A 13,250-nucleotide genomic window follows, 5' to 3' on the forward strand; every position below is an offset into this window, starting at 1 on the left:
CCTGCCCTTCACCGGGCCGTCCGCCATGCTCCCTTGTCATAGGCGTCGCGCAGGATCGTCTTGAGGGTGTGGAAGATGTTGACCTGATTCCCTCGACCGGCCCCGCCGGCCTCCAGTTCATCCAGGAAACGCTCGACCACGATCGGCATGACGGAAATCAGCTTCCGCGATCCCAGGCGCGGAACGATGTGGACGTCGATGGAGCTGTCCACGTGCCAGCCCGTGGAGTATTCGGTCATCCTGCGCTGCCGGGGCCGCCACTGCTTCGCGTACTCCGCAATCGCCTGCTGACCCAGCTCTCGGCGGGCCTCGGCAACGGAAGGCGCCGTCCGCTTCTTCTCCGCGTAGATCAGCGTCAGATGCTCGATCGCATCGTCCTGCGTCCCGAAGCCAGCCTCCTCACGCTGCCTACCGAGCGCATATCTGAAGCGAATCGCGTACGGGCACGGACAACGGGTCGGCCTGGAACAACCACATGCCTTGAAGAAGGACCCCCTCCCACGAGGGAGCTGACGAGCCACGAACCAAGCCTTCCGAGCGACGCGCCAGGCGGCGCAGCAGGCGCCCGCTTCGGGTACAGGTCAGCAAGCCGGGACACAGTCCCGTCTCATGCTGACCGTTTGCTGACCCGAGCGGCCTGACCATGCCTCTGAGCTGCACAGATACCCAGATGCTAGATCTTGGACTTGAACAGAGTACGCAGCACTTTGGACTCCTGGAAGACGGCTCCCTGCCGGCTTTTTGCAGGTCAAGGGCGTTCCTCACTGTACCCCGGCACGCGTCGGACTCGAAGAGTGTGAGGAACATCGACTCACTCTGGCAAGAAGGCTCTCTGCCTGCGCTTCCGTGCGAACCTGGCTGCTGCGACGCCGCTAATCTGACGCCTGTTCGGGCAGTCATTTCGGAAAGGCCGGGGATTGATGCTGATCAGATGCTGACTTACCTGACGGCACATCAGGTACATGAGGGGGCACAGGACGCCTCGTTTCCCCCAGGAGCACCCAAGGCTTCCTCGCCGTGATCAAGTAGCTGGCCTCCCTTGGGGGCGGGCTGCGCTCTCTGCTTCCGGGCCAGTTGCAGCGCCGAAGTGTCCGGCACGGCGATGTAATCGACCGACACGGTCCAGCCAATGTCATCGACGGCATCCGCTTGCCGCGGTTGCGCCCAGGGAAGGGGTGGTCCGCTCCTGCCTTGGAGGTTCTCGAACCGGACGGTGCACAGCTCTTCGACGTCGTCGGGGTCGACCTCGATGACGAGGCGCCCTGTCGGAGCGATGAGGTCGCGGCAGCGGTGCAGCAGGCTGCGAGGGTACCCTCCGATGCCGATGTCGCCGTCGATGAGCAGAAGGGTCTGCCAGCCTCTCTCGGCCGGCAGCCGGTCGAAGACCGATCGACAGAGCGCGAGCCCGCCCAGGACACTGGTCAGGGCAACCGCGCGAGGAGCGATGTCGCCCCTGAGGGCGAAGACTCCCTGGCTCAGGAGTTCTCTGCACAACCGGCCCGGCCCGCAGCCCACGTCGAGGACGGGGCCGACGCAGCGCTCCAGCACGGTCTTGTCGGCCGCCGTGGGCCGCGCGTGCCGGCGGTGCACTGGCATCCGGATCCGGCGCCCGTCCGTCAGCCGCAGATACACCGGCTCGCGGAGCGGACGAAGGGGCGGCGCGTGACGAAGCCTGAGGGCGAAGGCCGGCGCGGAGGCAGCGAAGAGCACGCCCGTGATCGCCGGCCATCGGCCGAGGTAGCCGCCGTCGGACAGTCCAGTGTCACCGGGGTAGGGCACCGCAAGCCGAAGGATGAGGGGAAACCAGACCAGCAGGAGCAGGCTTGACAGGAAGGCGGGGACGCAGAGGTAGTTGATCCACGGCGCCGTCGGCGCGTCGGTGGCGCGATGCCGCAGTACGGAGAGGGCCGACAGGTCGGCCGGCGAGTACAGGGGCAGCAGGATCAGGTCGTGCAGGATCGCCGCACCGACGAGCCAGATCTCCCCCTCCAGGGGCCGGACGGCGAACAGGCGCACCATGGCGTAGCCGGTGAGGGCGAACGAGGCTGTCGGAACCAGAAGGTGCCGGGGGCCGGATCCGTACCAGCGGGCGAATCGTGGCATGGTCACGTCCTGTCGTCGCGCTGGGCTGTCATCACCGCGCGAAGCCGGGGCCTGGTCGGCAGCCAGTCCCTCGTGCGGGGAGTGACGCGGCTCAACCCGCCCTGGCGCGGATTGAGGCGGTGGGCTCAGCGGCAGACGCTGTCTCCCGGACGGGCGCGCTGCCCCAGCCGTTGCTCTCCTACCGGTGTTCGGGGTTTTCGTAGTCGCGGCGGCAGCCCGCGTCCCAGGCGGTGCGCTGGTTGCCGTAGGCGGGGATGCCACCCAGGTCCTTCAGCGCCCGGGCCAGGTGCAGCAGGTTCCAGGTCATGAAGGTGGTGTTGCGATGGGTGAAGTCGTTCTCCGGGCCGCCCGAGCCGGGATCGAGGTAGGAGGGACCAGGGCCCGCCTCGCCGATCCATCCGGCGTCGGCCTGCGGAGGGATGGTGTACCCCAGGTGCTGCAGGCTGTAGAGGACGTTCATGGCGCAGTGCTTGACGCCGTCCTCGTTGCCGGTGATCAGGCAGCCACCGACACGGCCGTAATAGGCGTACTGCCCGGCTTCGTTGAGCAGGCTGGAGCAGGCGTAGAGGCGTTCGACGACCTGCTTCATCACGGAGCTGTTGTCGCCGAGCCAGATAGGGCCGGCCAGTACGAGGATGTCGGCCGCCAGGACCTCCTGGTACAGATCGGGCCAGGCGTCCGTCTCCCAGCCGTGCTCACGCATGTCGGGCCACACGCCGGTCGCGATGTCGTGGTCCACGGCCCGTACGACATCGACATGGACTCCCTGCGCGTCCATGATGTTGGTGCTGCGGTCGATCAGACCTTGCGTGTTACTCGTCCCCGGCGAGCGTTTGAGGGTGCAGTTGATCACCAGGGCACGCAGGTCGTCGTACCGGGCCGGCGGTGCGTCGGTGGCGGGCGACGAAGCGGTCACACAGTCCTCCCAGACTTACTGCCGCACGAAGGGCGGCGGAGCGTTCACATCCGGATCCAGCGTCCGGGCAAGCGTCGGTAGGCGCTACCGCAGCACCTCCGAACGGACCCGGCGGTACTCGAGCTCATACGTGGCTCGCACGCCCGCCACGGGCTGCCCCGGCTGGCTGCCGATGATTGGTCGGCGGAGCCAAGGCGTGCCTACGTTCGTCCTATGGGTATCGAAGGTGCCACCGGGTCGCGGAACTCGGCAGCGGTGGAGGACGTCGCGCATCTGCTGGTGCGTTGTCTGCGGGCCGAGGGTGTGGAGTACGTCTTCGGGATTCCCGGTGAGGAGAACATCCGGTTCGTCGACGCGCTGAACGGCTCCGGGATCCGGTACATCCTCGTGCGCCACGAGCAGGCTGCCTCGTTCATGGCGGAGATCTACGGGCGGCTCACTGGTCGGGCGGGGGTGTGTTCGGCCACGCTGGGGCCCGGTGCGATCAATCTGCTGCTCGGTACCGCGGACGCCATGACCAACAGCGCGCCGATGGTGGCTCTGGCCGCCCAGGGATCGCTTCGCCGTATCCACAAGGAATCGCACCAGGTCATCGACCTGGTGTCAATGTTCGCTCCCGTCACCCAGTGGTCGGCTCGTATCGAGTGTCCGGACGCGGTGCCGGAGATGACACGCAAGGCGTTCAAGATCGCACAGAGTGAACGCCCCGGCGCCGTGTTCCTGGCCGTGCCGGAGGACATCGAAGCCGATCGCCCCGCGGAGCCGTTGGCACCCCTGCAGATCGACACGGTGCATGCCGACGCCCCCTCGCTCACCCAGATCGCGCGGGCGGCGGAGGTCCTCACCGCTGCCCGGCACCCCATCGTGCTGGCAGGCCACGGCGCCGCCAGAGCCGGCGCGTCAGCCGCTCTTGCACGCTTCGCCGAACAACTGAACGTTCCGGTGGCGACCACCTTCCACGGCAAGGGCGTTTTCCCCGACGACCACCTGAACGCGCTCGGCGCCGTCGGCTTCATGCGCCACGACTACGGCAACTTCGGCTTCGACACAGCCGACGTGCTGATCTGCGTGGGCTACGAGATCCAGGAGTTCGACCCCGCCAAAATCAATCCGAACAGCGACAAGCGCATCCTGCACGTGCACCGGTTCCCCGCCGAGGTGGACGCCCACTACCCCGTCACCGTGGGCGTCGAAGGCGACCCCTCCCAGGCGCTGGACGCGCTCGCGGCAGCACTGCCCGAGGGACTCACCTTCGACTCGGGAGGCAGCGCGAAGATCCGCACACTGCTCGACGAGGAACTCCGGTACGGACGCGACAACGACGCCTTCCCCCTGGTGCCGCAGCGCGTGGTGCACGATGTCCGCACGGCCCTGGACCGCCAGGACATCGTGCTCGCGGACACCGGCGCCGGAAAGATGTGGATGTCCCGCCTCTACCCGACCTACGAACCGGACACCTGCCTGGTCTCCAACGGCCTGTCCACCATGGGCTTCGCGCTACCGGGCGCCATCGCCGCCAAACTGGCAAGACCGGATCGACGCGTGCTGGCGATGATGGGCGACGGCTCCTTCCTGATGAACTCCCAGGAACTGGAGACCGCAGTCCGCGAGCGCGTCCCGCTGGTCGTCCTTGTCCTGGTGGACCAGGAATACGGCCTGATCACCTGGAAGATGGAACTCGAACTGGCCCGCCACAGCCATACCCGGTTCACCAACCCGGATCTGGTCACGTACGCCGAGAGTTTCGGCGCCCGCGGCTACACGATCGAGACCGCCGACCAACTGCTGCCCGTGCTGCGCCGCACCCTGGACGACGACGCGGTCTCTGTGATCGCCTGCCCCGTCGACTACACCGAGAACCTGCGACTGACCGACAAACTGGGCAGCCTCCACGGCCCGTTCTGACACGACAATGACTGCGCAGGTGGGGCAGGGCGACGGCACGGACGGCCGCGATCCACTCGTAGGGCGGCGAAGCCGCGTATTGAGATCGGCAAGTGCGGTCTTCTCCGGGCAGTCTGCGGTGATCTTCTCCAGCAGAGATGATTCCTTCGGGCGCGGGTAGCCGGGTCGGTGAGCAGGAGGCGGCTGGCTTGGGCGTGGAGTTGCGGCTCAGGTTGCTGTTGCTACGGCGCAGGTAGGCCGGCAGAGAGGGTCCTGCGCTGCCGGACCGCCACTGCTTCGCGTATTCCGCGACCGTCTGCTGACCGAGTTCCCGGCGAACCTCGGCAACGGACGGCGCCGTCTTCTTTTTCTCACCGTAGATCTGCGTCAGGCGCTTGATCGCGTCGTCCTGCGTGTCATAGCCGGCCTCCTCACGCTACTTGCCGAGAGCATCCCGGAACCGAATCGTGTACGGGTGCGAGCAGCGGGTCGGCCTGGAACAACCGCACTCCTTGAAAAAGGACTCCATCCCACGGGCAAGCTGTCGAGCCACGCATCAAGCCTTCCGAGCAGGGCGCCGGGCGGGGCAGCAGGTCCCTGCCGCGGATGCAGGTCAGCAAGCCAGACGTCGTCCGGCCCGATGCTGACCTTTTGCTGACCCGGACGCCGCAATCAGGGCTCTGACCTGCGGAAACACTCAAACGCTAGATCTTGGACTTGAACAGAGTACGCAGCACTTTGGACTCCTGGAAGACGGCTCCCTGCCTGCTTTGTGCAGGTCAAGGGCGGTCTTCACTGTACATCGCGGCACGTGTCGGACTTGAGGATTGTGAGGAACACCGTTCACTCCGAGGAGAAGGACTCCTTCCTGCACTTCCACGGGGACCGGACCGTTGTGACGCCGCCACCGGGCCGTGCCGATCGCGAGGGTCGCCGCCACCACGGCGGCGACCCTCGCGATCATCAACGATGTCTTCGTGCAGGCCTTGTCAGGCGCGGGTCCACCGTTGGTTGTTTCCGTTCGAGCAGGAGTAGAGCTGGATCAGGGTGCCGTTGGCGGTGCCGCCCCCGACGGCGTCGAGGCAGAGGCCGGACTGGACGCCGACGATGGATCCGTTGGAGTTGAGGCGCCACTTCTGGTTGTCGCCGCCCCAGCAGCTGTAGATCTGGACCTTGGCGCCGTTGCCGGTGCCGGCGGCGTCCAGGCACTTGTTGCCGTAGACCCTGAGCTCGCCGGCGTCGGTGTACGTCCACTGCTGGTTGGTGCCGTTGTGGCAGTCCCACAGGTGGAGCTGGGTGCCGTCGGCGGTGCTGGTGCCAGGCACGTCCAGGCAGCGGCCCGAACCGACGCCCTTGATCGTTCCGCCGTCCGCGGGCGGTGTGGTGGAGCCGCCGTTGAGTGCGTTGAGGACGGCGGTGTAGGCGGGCTTCTTGCTGCCGTCGTTGTTGAACAGCAGCGGCGTGTGCTCCGATCGCCAGGAGTCGCTGTCGCGCACACCCCAGGCGGTGATGCCGAGGCAGCGCGGGACGGCCAGGCAGTCGTTGACCACGTTGGCGTAGGTCGAGGCCGAGGCACCCTGGATATCGAGTTCGGTGACGGCCACGTCGACACCGAGGGCGGCGAAGTTCTGCAAGGTGGTACGGAAGTTGCTGTTGTAGGGGCTGCCGCTGTTGAAGTGCGACTGGAAGCCGACGCAGTCGATCGGCACGCCGCGCTGCTTGAAGTCCCGCACCATGGCGTACATGGCCTGGGTCTTGGCCCAGGTCCAGTCCTCGACGTTGTAGTCGTTGTAGCAGAGCTTGGCGGACGGGTCGGCGGCGCGCGCGGCGCGGAAGGCGACCTCGATCCAGTCGTTGCCGGTGCGCTGCAGGTTGGAGTCGCGACGGGCTCCGGAACTGCCGTCGGCGAAGGCCTCGTTCACCACGTCCCACTGCGCGATCTTGCCCTTGTAGTGGGCCATCACGCCGTTGATGTGGTCGATCATCGCCTGGCGCAGTGCGCTGCCGCTGAGGCTCTGCATCCAGCCGGGCTGCTGGGAGTGCCAGGCCAGGGTGTGGCCGCGCACCTGCTTGCCGTTCTGCACCGCCCAGTTGTAGACGCGGTCGGCGGCGGTGAAGTTGAACTGGCCCCGCTGCGGTTGGGTGGCGTCGATCTTCATCTCGTTCTCGGCCGTCACCGAGTTGAACTCCCGGGCCGCGATCGTCGCGTACGTCGAGTCGCTCAGCCTGTTCGCGGCGATGGCGACGCCGAAGTAGCGGCCGCTCTGCGCCGCCGCGGCGCCGAGCGTGCTCTCGGCGGCCTGAGCGGACGGCGGCGCGACCAGGACGGCGGCCACACCGAGGACGCCGGCGACCAGCGCCAACAGCAGAGCACGGATCTTCCGCCGGACAACGGGTCTGGGAAGGGCGTACAAGCCCATGGCTGTGCCTCCAAAGTAGGAATAACGGGATCACTGGACACCACGGTCACAGGGCCCGGGAGGATTTCAACCGGCACGGACGGGCCCGGTCGGCCGCCGAGTGACGTAGGCCGGGCGGCAGCGGTCTTTCGACACAGGACAGGTACGGGGGTACTCCATCGCGGCTCAGCCGGGAGGCCGTCACGCGGCGTCGCCCGCCTCTCCTGCCGCACGGAGGGTCGGGATGCGTCGGTACGAGCCTCACCGGGACGAAAAAACGGGGTGGCGCAGGTGCTTTGGTGCGCGGATCTGTCGTGCAGCTGTGCGCGACTCCGCAGTACGGCACAGGCTGCCCGGGACCAGCGTGGTTCGAAATCTCGTCCTGCGGTCGGTTTACCAAACAGGATGATTGAGAGGTTGACAGCGACTCGTCAACCCTCGCGGCAGAAAAAGTTTCTGCTTCCCTTCCGAAATTTTCGATGCCGTGTCAAGGCGGGCGGATCCCTGGAACGGTGAGCCGTACCGCACACCACCTGCGGATTCACGGTCGACACAAGGGATTGCCCCGCCCGGTGGGAGGAATGGTTTGCAGACAGATCGACGACAGACCTTGACCGGAGGGCCTCCCCTTCCTAGCTTGTGGCGTCACAGAACCGGGATCACTTCGAAACTTTCGAACCCGTCTCTGCCCGCCTCGGCGCGGCTGCCGCTCCGCAGTTCATCGGCGTCGCCTCACCCCGCCCCCCCAAGGAGGCCCTCTGATGTGGTTTCGCCACCCGTCCACGGTCCGTCCAAGACGCTTACTCGGCGTCCTTGCGCCCTTGCTGCTGCTGGCCACCTTCCTCGGCGCCCAGCCCGCCGAGGCCGCGACCGTGGACCCCAACGCCTCGTACGTGCTGGTCAACCGCAACAGCGGCAAAGCCCTGGACGTCTACAACATGGCGACCGACGACGGCGCCCGTATCACCCAGTGGACCAGGAACGACCAGAACCAGCAGCAGTGGCAGTTCGTCGATTCCGGGGACGGCTACTACCGCATCAAGTCCCGCCACTCGGGCAAGGTGCTGGACGTCCACAACTGGTCCACCGCGAACGGCGGCTCGATCGTCCAGTGGGCCGACCTGAACGGCACCAACCAGCAGTGGCGGCCGGCCGACAGCTCGGACGGCTACGTGAGGCTCATCTCGCGCCACAGCAACAAGGCCCTCGAAGTACAGGGCGCCTCCACCGCCGACAACGCGAACGTCGTCCAGTACGACGACTGGGGCGGCGCCAACCAGCAGTGGCAACTCGTCAAGGTCGGCGCCGGCACCCCCGGCTCGTGCGATCTTCCGTCGAGCTACCGCTGGACATCGACGGGCGCGCTGGCGCAGCCCAAGCAGGGGTGGGCCTCGCTCAAGGACTTCACCGTCGCCCCCTACAACGGCAGACAACTCGTCTATGCGACCACGCACGACACGGGGACGAGGTGGGGTTCGATGAACTTCGGCCTGTTCACCAACTGGTCGGAGATGGCCTCGGCCGGCCAGAACACGATGTCCAGTTCCACCGTCGCACCCACGCTCTTCTACTTCGCGCCGAAGAACATCTGGGTGCTCGCCTACCAGTGGGGCGGGACCGCCTTCTCCTACCGGACGTCGAGCGACCCCACCAACCCGAATGGCTGGTCGTCCGAGCAGGTGCTCTTCTCCGGAAGCATCTCCGGCTCCGGAACAGGGCCCATCGACCAGACACTCATCGGTGACGGCACGAACATGTACCTGTTCTTCGCCGGCGACAACGGCAAGATCTACCGGGCCAGTATGCCGATCGGGAACTTCCCGGGCAGCTTCGGCTCGACCTCGACAGTGGTCATGAGCGATACGACGAACAACCTGTTCGAAGCCCCGCAGGTCTACAAGCTGCAGGGCCAGAACCGCTACCTCATGATCGTCGAGGCGATCGGCTCGCAGGGCCGGTACTTCCGCTCGTTCACGGCCACCAGCCTGAACGGCTCATGGACACCCCAAGCCGCGACCGAGAGCAATCCCTTCGCCGGCAAGGCCAACAGTGGCGCCACCTGGACCAACGACATCAGTCACGGCGAACTGATCCGCACCAGCGCCGATCAGACCATGACCGTCGATCCCTGCAATCTGCAGTTGCTCTACCAGGGCCGCAGCCCCAACTCCGGCGGCGACTACGGCCTCCTGCCCTACCGTCCGGGTCTGCTGACACTGCAGCGCTGACGGCATGACGCGGGTCCGGCTCCGGTAGGGGGCCGGGGTGGCGGGCTCGGCGGAGGGCCGAGCCCGCCACCCCGTGATCTGAACAGCTCAGGTCACCTCACCCGCCCCGTCCGCGCACCGGAGGACGTTCAGTGATCGTCCTCCGGTGCGTGGACCGTGCCGCCGAGCGGAGCACCTCCGTCGACGGCGGCGAGGGCCGTGTGCAGCATCCCGGCGACCAGATCCACCGTGAGCGCGGGCTCGGGGGCACCGAGCTGCCGGACGGCTGCGCGGAATGGTTCGACCTGTTCCAGGTGGAGTTCCATCAGCCGTTCCTGGCAGGCCGCAGAGAGGCCGGCGCCCATGAGGGCGGCGGCGGGTCGGTGTGCGCCTTCGGCGCCGAGGCGGAGGCTTTCCCTGAAGAACGCCTCGACGCGTTCCACCGGGCCGTCCGCGGCGGCCATGGCGCGGGTGAGTGCCTCGTTGGAGCGCCGGAAGGCTCCTGCCCGGGCGCGATCTCGGCGGTCGCAGGGGGCTGTCCTCGACGGAGTAGCCTCTCCGGAATTGTTGTTCCAGGCGAACGCAACCGGCCTCGTGTCGGACGTCAACGGCCGAGGGCTGAGCGGGGTCCGAGCCGCTGGATCCAGCGCCAACAGCCCGAGGCTGGTGGGGTGCGTCCTGGGAAGTGGTTCGAGGCGCTGCGTAACGCGACAGGCCGGCGCACATGACCGCGTTGGCTGGGCCGTCCCTGGGCTGTCCGAGGTCGCTCGCCAGCTGCCGATGACGACCACCAGGCACACGAGCCCACCGTTCCTGAACAGCGGAAACGCAGGTCATCAAGATCTCCGGCAAGACCCGGGGCAAGAAGACACCTGTGGGAGAGGAGCCTTGCCCACGTGGGGCCGCGCAGGTCACGAGCGGCTGTCCAACGGCACAGCGTGTGCATCATGAGGCATGGGGATCGATCTGGAGCTGCACTCATCACGGCCGGCACGCAAGAACTGGCGCGCGACGCTCGTGCAGAGCTCCTACGGACATGGAGACGCTCTGGCCGATGCCCTCGGCTCGCTTCAGCTCCTCGGAGTACCCGGGAGGCTCACTGCCGTCGATCTGTACGGGGATACGTTGATGAACGAGCAGGAGGCCGCAGCCGCCGTCCGCGAGATTCGCGATCTGAAGCAACGATGCGGTGACGAGCGTCAGCTCGCCGCATTGGACGACCTCGCAAGGATGCTGAGTGAGTGCGCAGCCACTCGGGGCAGTTACCTGTGGTTCGCGGGCGACTGAAGCTCACCTCACGCCTGCCGGAAGACTGTCTGACTGCGTGACAACACCGACGGACGGCGGCGGACGAGCGCGGACACCTGCGGACCATCGGAGCAGGTGATTCGGGCAGTTCCGCTCTACCGTGGACTTGTCCACGGTGTCGACGAGTTGGCTGCCCTCCTGGTCGGCGAGCAGGAACCTGATAGCGAGCCTCGCTGGGCCGTGACGACGGACAACCCGATCGCGGTGTGTTCGTCGCCCCACAGCCCCCGCCCCATTCCGCTCGCCCTCGGTATCACACCGGGCTAAGACCGTGTCCTACGTGGTGAGTCGGACACGGTCTTAGCTGATGCGGGCTCCTGCGCCGCCGACCCGGACGCGCCGGTCACCCGCGCGCAGTGTCACCGTGAGCTCGCCGGGGCGGCCCAGGTCCTCGCCCTGGTACAGGGTGAGGACGGCGTCCTCGGGGACCAGGCCGAGCTCACGGGCGTAGGCGCCGAACGCGGCGGCCGCGGCGCCGGTCGCCGGGTCCTCGACGACGCCGCCGACGGGGAACGGGTCACGGACGTGGAAGACGGTGGCCGACTCCCGCCACACCAACTGGACCGTGGTCAGGTCCAAGCGGTGCATCAGGGCTTCGAGGCGTGCGAAGTCGTACGCGAGATCCGCGAGGCGGGCGCGCGTCGCCGCCGCGAGAACGAGATGGCGGGCGCCGGCGAACGCGATCCGGGGCGGGAAGCCCGGATCGAGATCGGCGGCCGGCCAGCCGAGCGCGGCGAGCGCCTCCGCGAGGTCGGTCCCTGCGATCTCCTCGACGTGCGGCTCGACACTGGTGAGCGTGGCCCGGAGCGTGCCGTCCTCCTCGGCCACCTCCACCGGCACGGTGCCGGCGCGCGTCGCGAACACCAGCGCCCCGGGACCTGTCCGCTCGGCGAGCGCGACGGCGGCTGCGACGGTGGCGTGCCCGCAGAACGGCACCTCGGCCCTGGGACTGAAATACCGGATGCTGTACGCCCGCCCCTCCTGGCCGCCGAGGCCCTCCGGGGGCGCGGTCAGGAACGCGGACTCCGAGTATCCGAGCTCTGCGGCGAGGGCCAGCATGTCGTTGTCGTCCAGGGCGGCGGCGTCCAGAACGACGCCGGCGGGGTTCCCGCCGTCGGGGGCGCTGGAGAAGGCGGTGTATCGCAACACCTCGGGCCGCGGCGCATTTTTCGTCATGCTCGTGGCAACCCGGTGCGGGCCCGCGGCTATTCCTGGACGCGGGTGGAGGCGGGTACGGGCGCCTGCGGCGGAGCCGCATATCGATACAGACCCACCCTGTCCCTTCCCGGACGGGGCCCCACTCCGACAGATGGGTTCATGGGCGTCGCCTCGGGCGGTTGCCCCAGCGGTGGGTGGTTCAGGACTGTCGGGTGAGGCTACGGACGGTGATGATCGTGTCGGCGAGGTCGAAGAAGGCGTCGATGACGGTGGCGCGGCGTTCGTGGCAGCGGGCGAGCCGGTGGAAGGCGTTCTGCCAGGCGTGGGTGCGCTCGACGTGCCACCGCCGGCTCGCCTGGATCGGTGCCTTCTCGCCCTTGTGAGCAATCCGGCCGTGCAGTCCGCGTTCGTCGAGCAGGGTGCGGGTTTTCCCCGAGTCGTAGCCGGAGTCCAGGTGCACCGTGATCTCGTCGGGCGGCGGTCCGAGATCTGCCAGGCGGTCCAGGGTCGGGGCCAGCAAGTGCGGAGTCGTGACGGTTGACCCCGGCCAGGGCACCGCCCAGCGGAATTCCATGACCAACTGTCATACCCGAGCGTTTCAGGCCTTGTTTGCCGTGGTCGACCGGTGAATGCCCGGCGACCTCACTGCCGCCGGGAGCCTTGGTGATGGATCCGTCGATCGCGATCTGGTCCAGCACGAGGCCGACGCTCCGGTCGTAGGCGTCCAGCGCGATCTGCTTGAGCCGGGCGAAGCCGCCGAGCCGGATCCATTCGTCGCGGCGACCTCGGATCGTCGTGGCCGAGCAGGTCGAATCGGCGATCGCCTGGTAGGAGCAGCCGAACCGCAGGAGTTGCAGCAGTTCGTCGAAGACGATCCGGTCGCTGATATCGACGCACGTACGGGGCAGCGCCGAGTCTGTTTTGCACGAGTCCGGCCTGTCCGGTCCGGCCTTGTCCGGTCCGGCCTGTCTGGGACGGGGGCCGACTCGGGCGGCCCGGTGACCCTTCGACAGGATCCCGGCCCCGCCCCGCTCACACCAGGACTTCCACCGCCCGCTCCGACACCCTCAGTGCGGCGGCGGTCTCCTCCGGGGACCGGTCGGAGGAGCCGTTGGAGGCCTGCCCGATGCCCGAGCTGTTCCGCTGACATCCAACGGTGACATCAACGCCCCCCGGACGGCGGCACACAGCAGCCACGTACGCGTCGGTTCACGAGGTGCGCCCCGACCAGTCCGAGGGAGGGTCGAACTCCTGAAGCGGGTGTCGAGAGCGCCA

Annotated in this window: 8 protein-coding genes and 2 pseudogenes; 3 read left to right on the top strand and 7 right to left on the bottom strand. The window is 67.6% G+C overall.

Translation table 11 applies throughout. The features are described from left to right. Positions 1-8: 8 nt before the first annotated feature. From PYS65_RS03125 to PYS65_RS03135, 3 genes are all read right to left on the bottom strand, one after another. Positions 9-521, bottom strand: coding sequence for a hypothetical protein (locus tag PYS65_RS03125; protein WP_279332210.1), 513 nt, complete (start codon positions 519-521; stop codon positions 9-11). Positions 522-954: 433 nt separating this feature from the next. Beyond that, entirely contained in the window at positions 955-2,019 is a 1,065-nt protein-coding gene (locus tag PYS65_RS03130) for a class I SAM-dependent methyltransferase (protein ID WP_279332211.1), read from the bottom strand. Positions 2,020-2,281: 262 nt separating this feature from the next. Continuing rightward, on the bottom strand, positions 2,282-3,019 hold the full coding sequence (locus PYS65_RS03135; RefSeq protein ID WP_279332213.1) for a flavodoxin family protein: 738 nt from the start codon (positions 3,017-3,019) through the stop codon (positions 2,282-2,284). A gap of 213 nt (positions 3,020-3,232) precedes the next feature. Between PYS65_RS03135 and PYS65_RS03140 the strand changes: the two genes are divergently transcribed. Further along, on the top strand, positions 3,233-4,924 hold the full coding sequence (locus tag PYS65_RS03140) for an acetolactate synthase large subunit (RefSeq protein ID WP_279332214.1): 1,692 nt from the start codon (positions 3,233-3,235) through the stop codon (positions 4,922-4,924). A 968-nt stretch (positions 4,925-5,892) separates the two neighbouring features. Here the strand turns inward: PYS65_RS03140 and PYS65_RS03145 are convergent. Further along, the gene (locus PYS65_RS03145; RefSeq protein ID WP_279332216.1) at positions 5,893-7,323 is read right to left on the bottom strand and encodes an endo-1,4-beta-xylanase; all 1,431 of its coding nucleotides are present in this window, start codon (positions 7,321-7,323) and stop codon (positions 5,893-5,895) included. A 740-nt stretch (positions 7,324-8,063) separates the two neighbouring features. Between PYS65_RS03145 and PYS65_RS03150 the strand changes: the two genes are divergently transcribed. After that, positions 8,064-9,530, top strand: a complete 1,467-nt coding sequence (locus PYS65_RS03150) for a non-reducing end alpha-L-arabinofuranosidase family hydrolase (RefSeq protein WP_279332218.1) — start codon at positions 8,064-8,066, stop codon at positions 9,528-9,530. Between the two features lie 128 nt (positions 9,531-9,658). Here the strand turns inward: PYS65_RS03150 and PYS65_RS03155 are convergent. Further along, positions 9,659-10,009 (bottom strand): annotated as a pseudogene (locus PYS65_RS03155) (TetR/AcrR family transcriptional regulator); the annotation flags it as partial. Positions 10,010-10,463: 454 nt separating this feature from the next. On the opposite strand from PYS65_RS03155, the gene PYS65_RS03160 reads away from it, so the two are divergent. Further along, the gene (locus tag PYS65_RS03160; protein WP_279332222.1) at positions 10,464-10,796 is read left to right on the top strand and encodes a hypothetical protein; all 333 of its coding nucleotides are present in this window, start codon (positions 10,464-10,466) and stop codon (positions 10,794-10,796) included. A 321-nt stretch (positions 10,797-11,117) separates the two neighbouring features. Here PYS65_RS03160 and PYS65_RS03165 read toward each other — a convergent pair whose 3' ends face one another. Together PYS65_RS03165 and PYS65_RS03170 are read right to left on the bottom strand one after the other, a co-directional pair. Then, positions 11,118-11,993, bottom strand: coding sequence for a PhzF family phenazine biosynthesis protein (locus PYS65_RS03165; RefSeq protein WP_279332223.1), 876 nt, complete (start codon positions 11,991-11,993; stop codon positions 11,118-11,120). A gap of 181 nt (positions 11,994-12,174) precedes the next feature. After that, positions 12,175-12,862, bottom strand: a pseudogene (locus tag PYS65_RS03170) (IS5 family transposase); the annotation flags it as partial. Positions 12,863-13,250 lie beyond the last annotated feature (388 nt).

Origin of the sequence: Streptomyces cathayae (assembly GCF_029760955.1) — a bacterium.
Classification (GTDB): Bacteria; Actinomycetota; Actinomycetes; order Streptomycetales; family Streptomycetaceae; genus Streptomyces; species Streptomyces cathayae.